Source organism: Nostoc sp. PA-18-2419, from assembly GCF_005869855.1.
GTDB lineage: Bacteria > Cyanobacteriota > Cyanobacteriia > Cyanobacteriales > Nostocaceae > Nostoc.
Genome location: NZ_SZNH01000034.1, coordinates 24,973 through 45,897 on the forward strand (window position 1 = coordinate 24,973; position 20,925 = coordinate 45,897).

Annotated in this window: 10 protein-coding genes; 9 read left to right on the forward strand and 1 reads right to left on the reverse strand. The window is 39.9% G+C overall.

The window, feature by feature from the left end; translation table 11 throughout:
• The first annotated feature begins 113 nt into the window (after window positions 1-113).
• A complete protein-coding gene (locus FCR06_RS25790) occupies window positions 114-3,098 on the forward strand; it encodes a valine--tRNA ligase (protein WP_138504829.1) in 2,985 nt (994 codons plus the stop codon).
• A 256-nt stretch (window positions 3,099-3,354) separates the two neighbouring features.
• On the forward strand, window positions 3,355-3,789 hold the full coding sequence (locus tag FCR06_RS25795) for a hypothetical protein (RefSeq protein WP_138504831.1): 435 nt from the start codon (window positions 3,355-3,357) through the stop codon (window positions 3,787-3,789).
• A 55-nt stretch (window positions 3,790-3,844) separates the two neighbouring features.
• Here FCR06_RS25795 and FCR06_RS25800 read toward each other — a convergent pair whose 3' ends face one another.
• Complete coding sequence (locus tag FCR06_RS25800) at window positions 3,845-5,833, reverse strand: ABC1 kinase family protein (protein WP_138504833.1); 1,989 nt, start codon at window positions 5,831-5,833, stop codon at window positions 3,845-3,847.
• 592 nt (window positions 5,834-6,425) lie between these two features.
• On the opposite strand from FCR06_RS25800, the gene recN reads away from it, so the two are divergent.
• The 7 genes from recN (at window position 6,426) to FCR06_RS34655 (ending at window position 20,891) form a co-directional block, all read left to right on the forward strand.
• The gene (recN, locus tag FCR06_RS25805) at window positions 6,426-8,174 is read left to right on the forward strand and encodes a DNA repair protein RecN (protein ID WP_138504874.1); all 1,749 of its coding nucleotides are present in this window, start codon (window positions 6,426-6,428) and stop codon (window positions 8,172-8,174) included.
• 352 nt (window positions 8,175-8,526) lie between these two features.
• Window positions 8,527-9,771 carry a hypothetical protein gene (locus tag FCR06_RS25810; protein ID WP_138504835.1) on the forward strand — a complete coding sequence of 415 codons (1,245 nt, stop codon included), beginning with the start codon at window positions 8,527-8,529 and terminating at the stop codon, window positions 9,769-9,771.
• A gap of 205 nt (window positions 9,772-9,976) precedes the next feature.
• Entirely contained in the window at window positions 9,977-14,698 is a 4,722-nt protein-coding gene (locus FCR06_RS25815) for a response regulator (protein ID WP_138504837.1), read from the forward strand.
• A 45-nt stretch (window positions 14,699-14,743) separates the two neighbouring features.
• Window positions 14,744-15,430, forward strand: a complete 687-nt coding sequence (locus tag FCR06_RS25820) for a hypothetical protein (RefSeq protein WP_223280292.1) — start codon at window positions 14,744-14,746, stop codon at window positions 15,428-15,430.
• Window positions 15,431-15,604: 174 nt separating this feature from the next.
• The gene (locus FCR06_RS25825) at window positions 15,605-17,794 is read left to right on the forward strand and encodes an OmpA family protein (RefSeq protein ID WP_138504840.1); all 2,190 of its coding nucleotides are present in this window, start codon (window positions 15,605-15,607) and stop codon (window positions 17,792-17,794) included.
• Between the two features lie 30 nt (window positions 17,795-17,824).
• Entirely contained in the window at window positions 17,825-18,349 is a 525-nt protein-coding gene (locus tag FCR06_RS25830) for a Rab family GTPase (RefSeq protein ID WP_138504843.1), read from the forward strand.
• A gap of 4 nt (window positions 18,350-18,353) precedes the next feature.
• Window positions 18,354-20,891, forward strand: a complete 2,538-nt coding sequence (locus tag FCR06_RS34655) for a PAS domain-containing hybrid sensor histidine kinase/response regulator (RefSeq protein ID WP_317616845.1) — start codon at window positions 18,354-18,356, stop codon at window positions 20,889-20,891.
• Window positions 20,892-20,925 lie beyond the last annotated feature (34 nt).

Genomic DNA, 20,925 nt, shown 5'->3' on the forward strand with positions numbered 1-20,925 from the left:
AAAGCAAAAATTATCTTAATGACTGTCCTTGGTCATTTGTCCTTAGTCATCAAAACCCCCTCCAAGCCTGTGGCAAAATTTATTAGAGTCCTTCCATAGTTAGTTTGCCCCGCATGACCGCAACCATTCTCAATCTCCCCAGTCTCTACGACCCTTTTTCCACTGAAGCCAAGTGGCAAAAATTCTGGGAAGATAACCAAGTTTACAAAGCTGACCCCAACAAAGGCGGCGAACCTTACTGCATTGTCATTCCGCCGCCTAATGTCACCGGCAGTTTGCACATGGGTCACGCTTTTGAAAGTGCCTTGATTGATACTCTCGTGCGCTACCACCGAATGCAGGGACGTAATACGTTGTGGCTACCTGGAACTGACCACGCCAGCATTGCTGTGCATACTATGCTGGAAAAGCAACTCAAGACAGAGGGTAAGACTCGCTACGAATTGGGGCGCGAGAAATTCTTAGAACGCGCTTGGCAATGGAAGGCGGAGTCTGAAGGAACCATTGTTAATCAATTGCGACGCTTGGGTGTTTCGGCAGACTGGTCGCGAGAAAGGTTTACCTTAGATGAAGGTTTATCCAAGGCTGTTGTTGAGGCATTTACTCGCCTTTATGAAGAAGGCTTAATTTATCGTGGTGAATATTTAGTTAACTGGTGTCCAGCTTCCCAGTCGGCTGTGTCTGATGTAGAGGTAGAAAATCAAGAGGTTAATGGCAATCTGTGGCACTTCCGTTATCCGCTGACAGATGGTTCTGGTTTTGTGGAAGTAGCGACGACTCGACCAGAAACGATGCTCGGCGATACAGCAGTGGCAGTTAATCCTAATGACGATCGCTACAAACATCTCATCGGCAAAACTCTTACTCTGCCCATTTTACACCGAGAAATTCCCATCATTGGGGATGAATACGTTGACCCCACTTTCGGCACAGGCTGCGTGAAGATAACTCCCGCCCATGACCTGAACGATTTTGAGATGGGTAAACGTCACAATTTGCCGTTAATAAATATTATGAATAAAGACGGCACTCTTAATGCCAATGCCGGAGAATTTCAAGGACAAGACCGCTTTGTTGCGAGGAAGAATGTGGTTTCTCGCTTACAAGCAGATGGTTTTTTGGTGAAAATTGAAGATTATAAGCATACTGTTCCCTACAGCGATCGCGGTAAAGTACCCATTGAACCCCTGCTTTCAACTCAGTGGTTTGTCAAAATTCGTCCTTTAGCTGACAAAACTTTAGAATTCCTCGACCAGCAAAACTCGCCGGAGTTCGTCCCCCAACGCTGGACAAAGGTCTATCGTGATTGGTTAGTCAAACTCAATGATTGGTGTATCTCTCGCCAATTGTGGTGGGGACACCAAATTCCTGCTTGGTACGCGGTCAGTCAAACTGATGGGCAAATTACCGATAACACGCCGTTTGTGGTGGCGAAATCAGAAGCCGAAGCTTGGGAAAAAGCTAAGGCGCAATTTGGGGAAAATGTCAAGTTAGAACAAGACCCAGATGTCCTAGATACTTGGTTTTCTTCTGGACTTTGGCCGTTTTCAACTTTAGGCTGGCCGGAACAAACTCAAGATTTAGCGACTTACTACCCTACCACTACTTTGGTGACAGGCTTTGATATCATCTTTTTCTGGGTTGCCAGAATGACCATGATGGCTGGACAATTTACTGGGCAAATGCCGTTTACAGATGTTTACATCCACGGGTTGGTGCTGGATGAAAAAGGTCAGAAGATGTCAAAGACCAAAGGTAATGGGATTGACCCGTTGTTATTGATTGACAAATATGGTACCGACGCCCTGCGCTATACCCTAATTAGGGAAGTGGCGGGGGCGGGACAAGATATCCGCTTGGAATATGATCGCAAAAAGGATGAATCACCATCTGTAGAAGCGTCGCGCAATTTTGCTAACAAGTTGTGGAATGCTGCTCGGTTTGTGATGATGAATTTGGATGGACAAACTCCTGAACAATTGAGTCAACCAGTCAGCACAGAATTAAGCGATCGCTGGATTATTTCTCGCTACAATCAAGTTGTCAAACAAACCAGCAATTACATTGACAACTACGGTTTAGGAGAAGCCGCAAAGGGATTATACGAGTTCATTTGGGGTGATTTCTGCGACCAATATATTGAACTGGTGAAATCTCGCCTCCAGCCAGATGCAGACCCCGGATCGCGACGGGTAGCACAACAAACCCTCGCCCACGTACTGGAAGGGATTTTAAAACGGCTTCATCCCTTTATGCCTCATATTACGGAGGAAATTTGGCAAACTCTCACCCAACAACCAGCAGATTCCCACCAAACTCTAGCTTTACAACTTTATCCCCAAGTAGATGCAAATCTAATTGATTCAGCTTTAGAAGAACAGTTTGAATTGCTAATCGATACTATCCGTACAATTCGCAACTTGCGCGCTGAAGCGGATGTCAAACCAGGGGTGAAGGTGACAGCTAATTTACAAACTGAAAGTGAAAAAGAAAGACAAATCCTTACTGCTGGACAGGTTTACATTAAAGATTTGGCGAAGGTTGAAACTTTAACTATTACTGACAAGCAAAAAAGCCAAACTGTTGCTGCGAAAAAACCTCAGAGGGGTTTGAAAATAATTGGTTTAACTATTTTGGCGATTGTCTTAGCTAAGTTAAGTTTTAATGTAGCGAATACGATTGATGAAACTCCACTAGTTGGAACTTTCTTTAAAATAGTTGGTTTTCTGTACACAGCGTGGTTTGTTAGCCAAAATTTACTGACTGCCGAAGCTAGACAAAAGCTATGGAGACAGTTTTTCCAAGCCACAGAATTACAACAAACACAAGAACCAGAAAATGCGATCGCTGGTGTAACAGGTACAATACAAGTACTAATTCCCCTCAGTGGCGTGGTCGATATCGAAGTTGTGCGCGCCAAACTAGAGAAAAGCTTAAGTAAAGCTGAAGCGGAAATTCAATCTTTGAGTGCCAGATTAAACAATCCAAATTTTGTTGATAAAGCTAGAGCCGACGTAGTTCAAGGAGCCAGAGATGCTTTAACAGAAGCCGAAAAACAAGCAGAAATTCTGCATGTACGCCTGAAAGCGTTGCCGTAGGTATCGCCTGCGTGGATTAGGATAACTGTAATGATCTAATGGGTAATGGGAAAGTAATTAATTCTCAATTACCCATTAAGCACCTTCAAATAAGCTGTTGCGCATTTTTTGAAAGTACAATTCATCTAGCTAAATTTCTGACTGTAACTCAACTTTATTCTTTTAAATTTTGACTTATTTATCAATATTTATACTTTTTGTTGATTAAAAATAATTTCTGAAATTTGGAATTTTGAATCGAAGCGGAGCGACTTTCATGCTATACCTAGCCCAAGTGCGTAAAAACGATTTTTTAGACCAGCACCAATTACGTTTATTGGCGCGTCAGGAAGTTGATAACTTGTGGGCGATAATTCCAGAAGAGGCTTTCATTCTGCTAGGAAAGGGAAATCCCATGAGCGAGAACTTTCTTGTTTTAGTCGAACTTTCTCCCACAGGCGATATTCAAAGAGTAGAAGATGCCACCAATTGGGTACTTCATTTAGTACAAACCTACCTCACCACCGGTATTACACCAGAATTTTTACTGCACGAAGCTGAGAGAGCAGAACATTGGCGACAATCGCTGACGTTGCAAAACCAAGACTTAGCACGGCGTTCTCTGGAATTGGAAGCCAGACGCGAACAAATTCAAGCTTTAGAAGAAAGCCTCAAACGTGAGAAAAATGGTTATCACAAAGATGAGGAATAAAATTTAGATTCAGACAAAATATTTAGGATGCAGTTAGCTTTTCCCTTAACAAAACTTACGATGCCAATAATTGCCGAATTATCCTGGCTAAAGCCTTTTGTGTAAAGCGGCTGGTCACTTGTTGACCTAAACGCTGCACACCTGGATTTACCAATAGCTGAGCAATTTTAGGTGCAAGTTCTACTGGGTCAAAGCCTCGTGTTTCTCGGAGAATATTTAAAATCCGTTTGATATGCTCTAAGGTTTGTTGTTGTTCAACTGTTGCGGCTGGAGTTTCATTAATTGCTGTTAATCCTACTCTTTCTCTAAGTAAATAGGTAAAGTTATGTAAAATATTTTTACCTAAAGCATCGAGTCCATTAACAGATTCATCCACCAATTTGTCACGAATGAAAGCGCCACGTTCAGACGAGAGAAATTCTACGCCTTGATTCAGCACTAAATTAAAGTCATAATCTTGACTATTACGCGCATTTCGTAACAAGTTTTCTAAGCGGTTCCAGCGGAATCTGCCATCTTTAAATAGCAAATCTTGCAATGATGCTCTTAACGATGGTGCTGGGTCAGTTAACAAACGTTTAGAAACGTAGGGATAAGCTTCGCTGAGAACTTTAAAAGTCGGGTCTATAAATATTGCAATGCCTTCTAGCGTTACGAGGGAGCGAATAATTAAAGCGTAATAGGGCGGTACGCGGAAAGGATATTCATACATTAAAGCCGATAGTTCATCGGTGATGCTTTTAATGTTAAGTTCCGCAACACTAGCTCCTTGAGCATCAGCAAATACTCTGGCAAAAGCTGGGATAATTGGTGTTAAATCTGTTTCTGGTGATAAGAAATCTAATTTAACGTAATCTTTCGCTAAGCCTTCAAAGTCGCGGTTAACGACATGAACGATCGCTTCAATCAAACCATAGCGCTGTGGTGGTTTAATTTCGCTCATCATCCCAAAGTCAAGATAAGCTAATTTACCGTCGGTTGTTGCTAACAAATTACCAGGGTGAGGATCGGCGTGGAAAAATCCGTGTTCTAGCAGTTGGCGTAGAGAACACTGCACACCCACTTCAATTAGATAACGAGCATTTATACCTTGGGCGCGAATTTCTTCTGTTTGAGTTAATTTAGTGCCGTTAATCCACTCCATCGTCAACACACGACGATTGGTATACTCCCAGTAAATTTTCGGTACGTATACGTCTTTTATGTGACCGTATAACTCAAAAAATCGTTCCGCATTTTCACCTTCATGGATATAATCCATTTCTTCAAAAATGCGCTCGCCTAATTCATCGAGAATCCCAACTAAGTCACTTCGTACCCGCTTGACCTTTTTCTGCACCCAAGCGGCGAGGTTACGCAAAATATACAAATCAATAGTAATTCGCTCTCTAAGGTCAGGGCGCTGGACTTTGACAGCAACTTCTTCACCAGTTTTCAACTTACCTTTATAGACTTGTCCCAAGGAAGCGGCAGCAATTGGCTGGGGCGAAAGTTCGGCATAAATTTCTTGAGGAGGTGCGCCTAGTTCTTCTTCGATAAACTGGTAAGCAATTTCGTTGGCAAAAGGTGGTAATTGGTCTTGTAGCTTGGTTAATTCTTCCAGGTATACCGGAGGAACCAAATCCGGTCTAGTGGACAAAGCTTGACCAATTTTGATGTAAGCAGGCCCTAGTCGCGTCAGTAATTCTCGTAATTGAACGGCTCGACGGCGGTCATTTTTGACGACAATTCCCCGTTTACTATCCGACCACAACCCAAAAGCGAAGGACAGGGTTGGCCTCAACACAGCAAAAATCCGCCCTAAAACTTGCAGCGATCTGTTTCGGTAATGCGCCGCTATCTCCACGGGATTGTAACGCGTCTCAGGTTGGACTGTTTTAGTATCCTCTCGGGCTGCCAAAAGCCTTGGCGATCGCACTACCAAGTCTTGTGTACCAGATTCTGGCACTACATCAATCATATGCAGTTCGCCTTGGCTACTTTTGCCGTTGCGACTGTCCTCCTGAACTGGTTCGGAAGTAGGGGGAAGTGTCTTAACAATCATGGAAGAAGGCCACCGTTCAGAACGTTCGTATTAAGCATTGTAACAATATGTTGAGGGACTGGGTATTGGCGATTGGGGACAAGGGGTAATGGGGGCTCCATACCAACAAAGTATTCCGAAATAAGAATCTAAACAGAATTAATCACACAAATTGTTCTTCTGTTTTCTGTTAAGAGTTCCCTTTCCACACGAATGAATTTAATTTTGTGCAACTACTTATCTATTTTTATATCCCCTAGTACAGCAGAGCGGAAATAAACCAACCATTTTAAATGTCTGAAACCCTTATCAACAGGTAATTAGGTTAGCGAGGAACGAGCGTCATTACGAATTACGCCTTGCGGTACTAGTCCCCAGTCGCCAATGCCATTGCTCTGCTAAACTAATATGGGCATATTAATTTAATAATAGTAGGTATTGCTGCTTTTCTCAGTGCTGAGTCGTTTTAAGTAAAGACATCGCTTGCAGCCTTACTAACTCCAAAATTTTTTCCGACCCACAACTCAGCACTGGCTCGACGCCTTGTTGGCGTAGCCTAAGGTAGAGAAGAAAGCTAACAACACTCGGCACTATGGAAGGAGAATTTGGCTTGATGTTGCTTTGCTTGCGAATTGAAAACTTTGCCCTCATCGACCAACTGGAATTAGAATTTAGTGCCGGACTAAATGTGTTGACGGGTGAAACCGGTGCCGGAAAATCGATTATTTTGGATGCTATTGATGCGGCTTTGGGCGGTAAAGTTTCTAGTCGAGTGATTCGTACAGGCACAAGTCGGGCAATGGTAGAAGCTACTTTCACTTCAACCCCCCCCTTCGCTGCTTGGTTGACCGAACAAGAAATCGATTTGCTTGATGAAAACTCTGTAGTCATTAGTCGAGAAATCACTGTCACAGCTAGTAATGTCCGCAGTCGATCGCGAGTCAATGGCGTGTTAGTAAATCGGCAGATCGTAGCAGGACTGCGCGATCGCTTGGTGGAAATCACAGCTCAAGGTCAAACGGTGCAAGTGGGACAATCTGCTCAAGTCCGGGACTGGTTGGATTTGTATGGCGGTGACTCACCAATGCAGCAACGCCAAAAGGTTGCCAGTAGCTTTAGTGCTTACCAACAAGCGCATCTCGTGCTAGAAAAACGCCGCACATCAGAACGCGAACGTTTGCAACAACTAGACTTGCTCACTTATCAAGTGCAGGAATTGGGAGCAGCCAATCTGTGCGAACCGAATGAATTGGAACAGTTGGGACAAGAACGAGAACGCCTGAATCATGTTGTTGATTTGCAACAAATGAGTTACAAAATTTATCAGGCTTTGTATCAAAATGACAATGAAACTCCCGCCGCCGCAGATTTATTGGGAGACAGCGAAGCGACATTAAATGACATGGTAGAATACGACACCCAACTGCAAGCCCTGTTGGAATTAGTCAGGGACGCCCAAGCTGCGGTCATGGAAGTCGGAAGACAGATTAATGCATACGGCGACAATTTAGAAGCCGATCCCCAGCGGTTGGAAGAAGTGGAAGAACGGGTTCGGGAATTAAAGCAAATTTGCCGCAAGTATGGACCGACATTAACAGAAGCGATCGCCTATTACCAGCGCATCCAAGCCCAATTAACCCAACTTAACGACAGCGAACAATCGATCGAAAATCTAGAACAGCAAGAAAAGGCGTGTTTTGAGAAACTCACTCAAGCAAGTAATCAATTAACTCAACTGCGTAGTAAAGCTGCTGCTAATTTAGAATCACGTTTAATATCTGAACTTAAGCCCTTAGCAATGGAAAAGGTGAAGTTTCAAGTTGAAATTTTGCCGACTTTTCCAACTGCTATGGGAGCAGATAAAATTACCTTTATGTTTAGTCCCAACCCTGGAGAACCACTGCAACCTTTAACAGAAATTGCCTCTGGTGGAGAAATGAGCCGTTTTTTACTGGCATTGAAAGCTTGTTTTTCCCAAGTCGATGCAGTTGGGACAATGGTATTTGATGAAATTGATGTCGGGGTTTCCGGAAGAGTTGCCCAAGCGATCGCGGAAAAATTACACCAGTTAAGTCAACATAACCAAGTATTATGTGTTACCCACCAACCTTTAGTTGCGGCAATGGCAGACCGTCATTTTCGGGTGGATAAACAAACAATCAATCAAGATAAGAGTAAAAAAGCTAACAATGGCAACAGCGAACAACGTACCGTTGTGCGAGTTACAACTTTAGATAATTTAACTACTCGCCGGGAAGAATTAGCGCAGTTAGCTGGTGGAAAATCAGCAAGTGATGCGATCGCTTTTGCCGAATCTTTGTTATTGCAAGCCGCTAACCACCGTCGTGGCGAGCAGAGTTGATTGAATAATTCGTCAGTTGTACTAGAGGAAACATACTTGGCTAAGCTTGATTCGATCCATTTTTCTAAACTGTGAAATCTGGTACTGAGACCTTAGGGGTCGATAGTTTTATTTTTTAACGATTATAAGTATAATTACTACTTAGGCTGCTTTATGTTTCAGTGAGAGCAGTATTACAAGGTTATCTGTTTGCATTGTCATGGTATAGAATCGCAACCGTACACCTGATTATTTAAAAATTGCTGTAATCAGCATATATTCTGGGCATCATAATCCCAGCAGAATTCATAAACTGGCTGCCAAAGATTTTGGCAGCTAGTTTGTCATTGATATACAACTACAGTATCGGCTGATGGCAGATAGTTTTAGGCATTATCTCTTTATTTATCGATATAGTTTTTTACTTAAGTTTGTTTTGGGATACTTACAGATTCAATTAGGAGTCATCCTCAGCGTAAATATTTGGATATTTTCAGAAGTTAAGTTACAAGCTGCCCAACTATATGAAAACAGGAAACCTCCTTCATCCTCTCCATTAAATGCAACTCAGTATGACTTAGAACTTTCAAAACCTCTACCTTATCGATTTTTAATTGCAGCGCCGGAAAACTTCAATCCTGATTTGCGACTACCGCCACCACCACCCAAACCACCAGAGAATTCTAACCCCCCAACAACTTCCACCAAACCGGGAACACCGAGTGCAGTTTTAGAAAGTATTGATACAGACTATCGCTATGATACAGACAACTTTGGGCAAACCAATTTATTCATCGAACCAACGTTACAGTTGCGATTGAGAAATGGTAATAAAATATTTTTGAAGACAGGTTTTGATTTCTTTGAGCAACGCGGTGTTGAATCAGTTAGCAATTTTCCCTTACAAGTTGGATGGCAAGGAAAAATTGGGCAAGTGACATTGCAAACAGCAGCCGGAGTCGATGTGTTCGACCGTTTACCCACTGCGATTAATCTCAATGCTAAGGTAGAGGCTCCGATTTTGCCAGCACGAGTTTCGCCATCAGGCAAATTGCGATCGCTATTAGTACTATCAGGTAATTTGGAACAAGGGCCTTATAAATCCAATGCCCGAACTTTAGAAAACCAAATTACTGCTTGGCGATTTGGGCCTGATTTATACTGGCAAATTGACCAAAACACCAGCTTGTTTTCTTCATTGCGTTTGGGTAACTACAACGATGGTAATTCTGACGTACAAACTTTTAGTAGGCTAGAGCGGAAATTCGGACAATTTTCTCTAGCAGCCAACTTATTTACTTGGAGTTACGACCGCGATTTAGAACGCACAAGTGGCTATTTTTCACCACCAGATTTCTTAGTTTACAACGCTGAGGTAGCTTGGGAAGGGGATATTACCAAATTCTTACGCTGTCGTTTAGCAGCCAACTTAGGACGACAGCGACTCAAAGGAGAATTCGACAACGCCAATACCTATCAAACACGCTGTACCGTAAAGCTTTCACCCACTATCGAAGCAGATTTGGGCTATAGCTTTAGTAATGTCCGCAATCAAGATACAGGAGAAAGCGCTTACGGCGGTAACTCTTTAACAGGACAATTACGTGTCAAATTTTAACAAAAAGAATTCAGAATTCAAAAGTCAGAATCCAGAATCAAGTGTGCTATAAATTTCTGATTTTCTTCAAATTATAAAGCTTGAGTATTAAAGTCTTCTTAATTTTGACTCCTAAATCATAACTCCTGACTTTTAAATTCTGACTCATAATTCCTAACTCCTGAATTTTCTTTTTTGAAAATCCAAAATGGTATAAGGCTTAAAGATGAAAGCACCATTACCTGATAACGAAACACAGCGAATTGAGTCTCTTTTGCAGTATAAAATACTCGATACTCCTTCGGAAGTTGCTTTTGACGACCTGACTCGTCTAGCCTCATATATTTGTGGAACTCCCATTGCCTTAATTAGTTTAATTGATCGCGATCGCCAGTGGTTCAAGTCAAAAGTTGGCTTAGATGCCCTAGAAACACCCAGAGATGAGGCATTCTGCGCCCATGCTATTTTGGAACCTGAAGTTTTTATTGTCCCTGATGCCACAAAAGACGAAAGGTTTTCTACTAACCCGGCAGTTATTTCCGCTCCTCATGTACGGTTTTATGCTGGTGTACCGTTGACTAATCCTGAAGGATATGCATTAGGAACAATCTGTGTAGTTGACGATGTACCTAGAAATCTATCTCCAGAACAAGTTGAAGCATTACAAATTATTGGTCGCCAGGTAATCAAACAATTAGAAATGCGGCGCAACTTAGCAAGTTTGGTTTTGGCGAATGATACGCGCAAACAAGTACAAAAGAAACGCAAACAATTTTTTCAAAGAGTTGCTGGTGGATTTGGGTTAGCATCAGCAATTTTAGTCTTGATTGGGGTAATTTCTTATCAGAACACAATTCTATTAATTGATAATAATAATCAGGTACAAAAAACTCAAGAGAAAATTAATAAGCTTGAAGAACTACTGTCTGAGATGAAGGATGCTGAAACTGGACAACGCGGTTATATCCTAACTGGGCAAGAAAGTTATTTAGAACCTCACCAAGCAGCACTTAGAAACATCGATCAAACAATTAAAGAACTGGAGGATTTAATCGCAGCTCAGCCCAGCCAACAAAAGCAGTTCGTAATCCTTAAACCCCTGATAGCTACAAAACTCGCCATACTCAAGCAGACTATAGACTTGCGCCAAAATCAGGGATTTGAGGCGGCGTTGGAGTTAATCCAGACAAATCAGGGAAAGAATCTCATGGATGATATCCGCAAGGCGATCCATGAGATGGAGAATGAGGACAAAGGATTGCTTCAGCAGCAATCACAAGCTGCCAAAGCCAGTGCTAACAACACGATTTTGACACTTGCGATCGCTATTTGTCTGAGTTTTATTATTCTAGCCATACTCTACTACTTCATTTATCGTGAAGTCAGAGAGCGTAAATTGACAGAAGAGACACTGAACCAAGAACGCAACTTTATCTCCGCAGTTCTTGATACAGCCAGTGCTTTGGTAGTAGTTGTTGACACCCAAGGGCAAATAATTCGCTTCAATCAAGCTTGTGAGCAAACAACTGGTTACTCATTTGATGAAGTCAGAGGCAGGTATTTCTGGAATTTATTTTTAGTGCCCGAACAGATAGAGCCGGTCAAAGCAGTGTTTGAGCAATTACGAAATGGTAAAGGGCCTAATGAGTACGAAAACTATTGGGTAACCAAGGATGGGAGTCGGCGACTAATTGCCTGGGCTAACACTATTTTGCAAGACTACGAGGGTCGTGTGGAATACATTGTTGCCACAGGTATTGATATCAGCGAGCGCAAACGTACCGAACAGCATCTTAAAGCACAATATGCTACAACCCGTGTCTTAGCAGAGTCTAACACCATCGAAGAAGCCATGCACCAACTCTTGCAAGGAATCTGCGAGAGTTTGGGAGCGGCTGTAAGTGAAATTTGGATGGTGGATCGGGAAGTTAATATACTGACTTTTTTAGATAATTGGTATAAAACATCATTGGAGATGCAGGAATTTGACATACTCAGTCGGCAGATAACTTTTGCGCCCGGAATTGGATTGCCTGGTCGTGTGTGGGTTAATGCCGAACCTGTTTGGATTGCTGATGTTGCTAAAGATAACGGTTTTATGCGCTTAAAAATCGCTGCCGAAGCAGGACTGCATGGAGCTTTTGGTTTTCCCATCTGTGGAGGGAAAAAAATCCTTGGTGTGATTACTTGCTTCAGTCATGAAATCCAGCAACCCGACCCAGATTTGGCAGAAGTGATGAATTCTATTGGCGAGCAAGTCGGACAGTTTATTGAGCGCAAACAAGCAGAAGAACAACTTCAACGCCAAAACTTGCGATCGCAATTATTTACTGAAATCACCCTGAAGATTCGCCAGTCTTTGCAAATTAGAGAAATTCTGCAAATTGCTGTTACAGAGGTACAAAAAATTCTCCATAGCGATCGAGTCTTAATCTATCAGCCTGATGGATCTACAAGCACCATCGTCGAAGCAGTGGTTTCTGGGTGGTTGACAATCAAAGAGAAAAAGCTTACTGATACTTACTTTCGAGCGGAGTATCTACAACAGTACTATCTACAGCAGTATCGTCAAAAACGAAATTCCGGGCTTGCAGATTTAGATCTAGGTGAAGTGCAAAAAAATCACATAGAATTACTCCAACAATTTGGAGTCAAATCCAATTTAGTTGTGCCGATTCTTGTCAAAGAAGAACTCTGCGGTTTACTGATTGTTCATCAGTGTGGTAGTTCTCGCCAATGGTCTAGCTTTGAAACTCATCTTTTGCGGCAAATAGCCGATCAAGTAGGTATCGCCTTAGCCCAAGCCCAAATGTTAGATGCAGAAACTCAACAGCGACGAGAACTCGAAGTTGCTCGTCACGAAGCTGAATTAGCTTCTAAAACTAAAAGCGCTTTTTTAGCTAACATGAGCCATGAAATTCGTACCCCCATGAATGCTGTATTGGGGATGACAGGCTTAATGTTGGAAACTCCCCTCAACTGGGAGCAACGGGATTTTATGGAAACAATTCGCATTAGTGGAGATGCACTGTTAAGTCTAATTAACGAAATTTTGGATCTGTCCAAACTTGAAGCTGGGGAGATGGTGTTAGAAACTTTAGATTTTGACTTATCTACCTGTGTGGAAGAGGTGCTGGAATTATTAGCTCCCCCAGCCCACAACAAGGGATTAGAAATAGCAGCCTTGATTTATCCTAACGTCCCGACCGATCTCCAAGGTGATGCCGGTCGTTTGCGGCAAATTTTAATGAACTTGATCAGCAATGCGATCAAATTCACCAGCAGTGGAGAAGTAATAGTGCGAGTAGAATTGCGATCGCACTCCTCGACTACAGCAACCATCTATTTTGCCATCATAGATACCGGTCTTGGCATTAGCTCCCAAGACCAATCCAAACTGTTTACGCCATTTACCCAAGTAGATGCTTCCACTACCCGTAAATATGGCGGTACAGGTTTGGGATTAGCCATCTGCAAGCAACTAGTGAACTTGATGGGAGGAGAAATTGGCGTAGAAAGTCATCCGGGTAAAGGATCTAAGTTTTGGTTTGAAATAACTCTCGCCAAACAACTTCACCCAATTTCTTCAATACACGATGGCTTCCCCAACGCCAAGGGTGAACGCGCACTTCTAACTAATCGCCGCTTGTTAGTAGTCGATGATAATGCTACTAATCGCAAAATTATCCACTATCAAGCTACCCGTTGGGGGATGGTAGTAGACCAAGCTGCTTCTGCTACTATTGCCCTCAAAGCTATTGAACAAGCTGCTAAGCACAACAGTTTCTATGACATTGCTGTGATTGACATGCAGATGCCAGAAATAGATGGCCTGACTTTGGGAGAGCAAATTAAGAACAATTGGGCGATCGCCCAGTTACCTTTGATTATGCTCACCTCTACTAATCAACGGGATGAAGTCCAACAAGCGCTAAAAATTGGATTTGCAGCTTATTTGGTCAAACCTGTAAAGCCGTCCCGACTTCTCGATACGATCTTGGCTATTTTAGAAACGCAATTAGAACCAAAACAAGAGGAGGCGGTGACGCAAACAGAAGCCACTGCATCGGACGGGTTCCCCAACTTAAACCAAGTAGCGTTGAAAGACGCACAGAATCTATCTAGTCCATTCCCCGTGTCCCCATATCTCCCTGTCACTGCCACTTCTAACTCTCCTAAATTAAGAATTCTTTTAGCTGAAGACAATTTGGTAAATCAGAAAGTAGCTTTGAAGCAACTCCAAAGTCTCGGCTACAGTGCTGATGTTGCTGCTAATGGGCAAGAAGTATTACAGTTATTAGAAAAAATTCCCTACGATTTAATTTTGATGGACTGCCAAATGCCAGTTCTTGATGGTTTAGAAGCCACAAAAGAAATTCATCGTTGGCAAGAAAACTGCTTTGCAGGTGGTCGTCGTCCTGTGGTAATTGCAATGACAGCTAATGCGATGAAAGAAGACAAACAAATGTGTCTAGATGCAGGCATGGATGACTATTTGAGCAAGCCAGTAATCAAGGAAAAATTGGCAGCAGCTCTAGAGTGTTGGGCAATGCTAATCTTGCCTAAACAAACTGTTATTTCAAAGACAATTAGTACAAAAGATGCTGATTTAGTTGACCTACCAATAGATTGGGAACGCTTGCATCAACTTTCAGAAAATAACCCAGAATTTGAAATTGAATTATTACAAATATTTGTAGAAGATATTCAAGTGCGTTTAGAAATAATTAAAATGGCGATCGCAGTTCATGATTTTGAGCAACTAGCGCGAGAAGCACATCAAATTAAAGGTGCTAGTGCCAATATGGGTATTACAATTATGCACCAGGCAGCAGAAAAATTAGAACAACTAGCTCGCAATCAAGAGCGTCGAGGTACTAATAAATTCGTTTTCGAGTTAGAAGATTTTGTTAAACGTATTCAAGAGTTTTTAATGATTACTAATTAGTCATTTTTAATTTGCAAATAACTAATTTTATTTGATAGATATAACTTGTCAACAGATGGGAATAATAAATTTGATGTCCTCAAAGTAGGTTCTGAGGTTTTCCTGATGAGTCAGATGAGTAGAGACGATGTCCGAGAACGGCTGGGCAATATCGATCAGATCCGCGATATTATTTTTGGTACACAGCTAAGAGAGTACGAAAATCGATTTAGTAAGCTGGAGTCAGATATTTCTTTGTTGCAACAACAAATGCGATCACATGTTGAGCAACTCAAGTCCAACTTTTCCATTGAACTCAAAACGGGGTTTGAGGCAGTAGAGAAAAAGCTAAAGTCACTCAATATTACAACTCAAGAAGAAACTCTTGACTTACGTCAACAAGTCGATCGACTTAATAAAAAGTTCTCTAGTAGTGTTCAGTCCCTTGATGACGCGTTAGATAGCCAAACTACCTCAATCCGAGATGAAATCTTTCAAACTAAAGTCCAATTACAAGATGATGTTAGCGCCCTGCGAGATCTAATTTTAGAAGAAATAGATCGCCGCTTTTCACAGTTGACAAACACTAAGGTTTCTAAAGACGATATAGCTGAAACTTTGTTTGCCTTAGGAATGCGCCTGAAAGAAACTGAATTTATTCCTCAGCTACGAGAAGCCGCCGATGAACGCAGCAACGATTATACTGCCGTACCGCTTCTAGAAACTACAAAGTTGTCAAAAATGTTAACTTAGTTCAACAGTACGGTAGAGTTACATTCTTAATCACAGTAGAAGATGAAGGGGATAAGGTAAATAATTTTTAACCGGAGCTTTCAAAGTCTCCGGCTCGTTCCTAATTCCTAACCCAGCACAGTCTAAAAGTCCCGCAGAAAGCTAACAGCACTTTTAAAGACGAGATTTACTGATATGACTCAGGTGGAACATTCAATTTCTCAATCTCTTGAATTAAAAGAAGAAGAAGTTATACAGCTTGATAATTTCGTAGATTTACTTGTCGAACTCAAAATTATTGATTCACCTCAGCAATCTTTTTCTCCATTAGAATTAGAAAATAATAACAGTTATAAATATTTTCCTATCAAAAATGAATTTTTGCAACTTCCTTCAGTTCCATTGGAGGTGTGTGAAGCTTATTTAGAATCTACTTTTAATTCTATTCATCACGTACCTAGTTTTTCAAAAATTGCCGAACAAGAGTTAGAGAAATCTATTGAAATATATACAGAGTATGAGAACATTCCTAAAAAATCAGAGGATGCATTTCAAAAATTACAACAAATTTTAGTTGGACATGAACTAGCAGAGTTAAATAATATTATTAATCAAATTCAAGAAAAAACAACAAAATTAGAATATCAAATTTATGAACCAAAAGAGTTAATCAATCTATTGTTACCCTGGATCTCTGAGCTTTTAAAACTGAAGCTGGCTGAATCAAAAGAAGAAATTATAGAGATAATTGCTCCTATTATTGATCGCGCTATCCGTAGTCGTACTGAACAAGATAGAGCGAGTATGAGTGAAGCGATCGCACCTGCTGTTCCTCTAGCAATTTCCCAACAAATTATTGTTGCACCACAGGAGGTATCAGATGCGATCGCTCCGGCAATAGGACGAGCAATTAAAAAGCAAGTTGAAATTGAAGAAAATATTGTTGTCGATGCACTCTACCCAATTATTGGTAGTACCATAGCCAAATATATGGCAGAGACAATCCGTGCTATTAACCGACAAGTTGAAGAAACTTTCAGTGTAGAAGGAATTAAACGTAAAATTCGTGCCAAGTTACAGGGGGTTTCAGAAGCAGAATTAATTCTTAAAGAAGCTCTGCCATTTGCAATTCAAGCCATTTTCTTGATTCATAAAGCATCTGGTTTAATTATCTCAAATATTCAACGCTCTGATGCACAGCAGCTTGAGGCTGAAATGGTAGCAGGAATGCTGACTGCGATTCGCAGCTTTGCTAATGATTGCATTAATCAATCTGGAGGTGTGACCGAATTAGATACAATTGTCTATGGAACTTCAAAAATTATTTTAGAAGTTGCAGGCTACTGTTATTTAGCCATTGTTATTCAAGGAGAACCAAGTAAAATTTTTGTTGATAAAATGCGGCATAATTTCAGCAAAATTATTAAAAAGCATGGCGAACTAATTGAAAATTTTGATGGGGATTTAGATACTGTTCCTAATGAAGTTAATGCACTTTTGCAAGAACTCCAAGAGATAGCTATTCAGCATAAAAAGAAAAAAACTCTATCACCTTTACTAATATTCGGTTTAACAGTTATCGGTAGTATTTTCATTCCTTGGGGCTTTTGGCAATACCATACTGGAGTGATACGTTCTGTTGAAAATAAAACTTTGTTAGCTCTAACTTCTACTCCTGAATTAGCTGTGTATCGATTAACAGTGCAAGTAGAACACAAGAAATTAAAATTAACTGGACGATTACCAAATCAGCTTCTTCGTCGGAAAGCTGAAGAAATTGTCAAACTAACCTCTCCGAATTGGTTGATTGATAATCAAATTTTATTAGTAGAAATACCAGCAGATCCCGTGTTAGCTGCTGCTGAAGTAAAACGAGTTACAGCTATTTTAAATCAAACAGAGGGTACAGCTATTTTTAGTCAATACATTGCTGGTAAAGTATTTATTGAAGGTACTGTTAGCCGGATTGCAGATGCTCGAACCACTTCTCATGCATTTGAGCAAATTCCAGGTGTAAAATTTGTGTCTAGTGCAATGCAAGTAGAACCTTTACAGATTGAAGTGCGATTTTACTTTCAACCTGAGTCAGCTAATTTAATGAAAGCTGATTTAGGACATAAAGTTAAACAGGTCAAATTTTTTCTCAATCAGCACCCAAATGAACATTTAGAAATCATTGGTTATAGTTATGACTATAGTAATAAAAATACCTCTCAACAATTAGCACTTACCCGAGCAAAATCTGTACAACAAGCATTGATTAAATTAGGTATTGAACCATCTCGTCTACAAATAATTGCTAGAACAAATTTACCACCAGGAATTGATGCAACTCAACCCTCGTGGTTAAGCCGCTGTGTGATTTTAAAAACGATAAACCAATAATTTTCAATTTCAGATAAATACAATTTATATATGTCTACAATCTCTAAAAAAATCTGTTTATTTGGTGATTTTGGGGTTGGCAAAACTAGTCTAATTCGGCAATTTGTTGAATCTCAATTTAGTGATAAATATCTCTCAACTGTAGGAGTAAAAATTTCTAAAAAATTAGTTACTTTTTCTAATAAAGGTATATATAGCGAACAAAACTTACAACTTATAATTTGGGATATTGAAGGTAGTAATAAATTTAAAGCAGTTGCTCAAAATTATTTTCAAGGTTCTAAAGCTGCTGTAATAGTTGGTGATGTGACACAACCAGAAACCCTCAACCATCTCCAAGAGCATATTCAAACTTTTTTAACTGTTAATCCTCAAAGTTATATTATTGTTGCACTGAATAAATCAGATATGATTGCAGCAGAATATTTAGAAAATATCCGCAAAATGTATCACTTCAGTAATCAAAACAATATATTAGATACTTATATAACCTCAGCTAAAACTGGCAATAATGTTAATGAGATATTTCAAACTTTAGCTAATCGTTTAATTTAGGAAAATGAACTTATTATTGACAAATATATTGTCTGTATCGGGGATTGAATATTTGATTATTAATAAAAACTTTCGGATTCTAGAGATGTCTCTGGGACTAAATCGTTTTGCTGATATTCCTGAGCAAGTAAGGCGAGATGGTGATGTTCGGATTGTATTTCCAGAATTAGAGGGACTTGAAGATATTTTTGATGCGATTCAACAGGGAGAACAAAGTAGTTTTGAATTAAAGGGAATTAGCCGATCGCCAGATAGTACTTCTCCTTTATACATTGATATTTGTATTACTAAAAATATCCAAGAAGACAATTATAGTAATTCATTTATTATTCTTGTACAAAATGTAACACAACAGATGGTGCTTGAGCAATCTTTATTTCAAGGTGCAAATGAAGCAAATCTTTTGTTACGTAACTTAAAGGCTTCTAAACAATACATTGACCAAATTGTGACATCAATTCCAGATGCTTTGTTAGTAACAACGCTGTCAGGAAATATCAAAAAAGTTAATCCAGCTGCACAAGTCTTGTTGGAATATGATGAAACAGAACTTATCGGTCAACCTATAGCTAAAGTTATCAAAGAAGTCAATCAACATAATATTCAAAGTATTGATATATCCAGAAAATTAGAGATAAATTATTTAGTAAAAGACATAGAAACAGTTTGTCATACTAAAAGTGATAAAACTATTAATATAAATTTTTCATGCTCAATTATTAAGACAGAAATTGAACATTTTCAAGGTTATGTTTATATTTTACGAGACATGACTGAACGAAAACAAGCAGAACTTGCTAAACAGCAATTCTTAGCAATGATTAGCCATGAAGTTCGGACTCCAATAACATCAGTAACTGGTATGGCAAACTTGTTGCTAGATAGTGAATTGACTCTTGAGCAGCGAGACTTTGTTGAAACTATTTACACAAGTGGAAATTTCTTACTTAAAATTATTAACGATTTTCTTGACTTTTCCAAAGTTCAATCAGGCAATCTAGAACTAGAAGAACAACCTTTTATTTTGCGAAATTGTATTAATCAGGCTCTTGATTTACTTGCGCCTAAAGCTAAAGAAAAAGGATTAAAAATTACATTTATAGATAATCATAAACTTCCTACTACGATTGTGGGAGATATTACTAGACTGCGCCAAGTCTTAATTAATTTACTCAGTAATGCTATCAAATTTACTAATAATGGAAACATAGAAGTTTCAGTTACAGCCCGCAAACAAACCGATAATAATTATTTCGCTGTAAATACTTACGAAATTCAGTTTAGTATTAAAGATAAAGGTATTGGAATTCCACGCGATCGCCTAGAACGTTTATTTAAAGCTTTCAGTCAAGTTAACTCGTCTATCACTCGAGAATATGGCGGTACTGGTTTAGGTCTTGCCATCTGCAAGCAACTGTGCGAGTTAATGGGTGGCAGAATTTGGGTTGAAAGTCAGCTGAATACAGGCAGTACATTTTATTTCACAATTACCGCTTCTGTGATTCCAGAAGAGGTAGGACTTAAGAGCAGCCAGTACAATCTTGGGCTTTCACGCCACTTTCTACAACGTGGGGAACCCGCTGTTGACCCTCCCATAGGAGAAGTTCTCATACCTCTGTCTTGCCATCCTTCAGGCGTCTACGGAGGAAGTCTCTCTACGAATGCAACAGACAACTCTATCGCACACAGTGGCTACCCAAGTGGAGCAACTGGCGTTAAGAATTCAGAATTGAGAATTCAGGAGTCAGAAGTGAAAAACTACGAGAATAACTGCAATATTTCTGCTCTTGATTCTTCTAAATTAAGAATCCTTTTAACAGAAGATAATTTAGTTAATCAAAAAATTGCTTTAAAACAACTTAAAAATTTGGGCTATAGTGCTGATATTGCAAATAATGGGCAAGAAGCTTTGGAGATATTAGAAAAAATTCCTTATGATTTAATTTTGATGGATTGCCAAATGCCAATTCTTGATGGTTTAGAAGCTACAAAAGAAATTCATCGTTGGCAAGAAAGCCGCTTTGCAAGTGGTCGTCGTCCTGTAGTAATTGCAATGACAGCTAATGCAATGAAAGAAGACAAACAAATGTGTTTAGATGCAGGTATGGATGACTATTTAAGTAAGCCAGTTTTAAAGGAAGATTTGGTGGTAGTTCTAGAGCATTGGGCAACTATAATTTTGAATGGAAAAGAAACAGATCTAACTTTAGTCGAGCTATCAATTGATTGGGAACGCTTGCATCAACTTTCAGAAAATAACCCAGAATTTGAAATTGAGTTACTGCAAATATTTGTTGAAGATATTCAAGTGCGTTTAGAGATAATTAAAATGGCGATCGCAACTCATAACTTTAAGCAATTAGCGCGAGAAGCCCATCAAATTAAAGGTGCTAGCGCCAACATGGGAATTACAACTATGCATCTAGCAGCAGAAAAATTAGAACAACTAGCTCGCAATCAAGAACGTCGAGGTACTAATAATATCATCTCAGAGTTGGAAGAGTTTGTTAAGCACATCCAAGATTTTTTAATCAAGAGATGAAGCTACAGTCTGAACATCTATTTTAAATTAATAA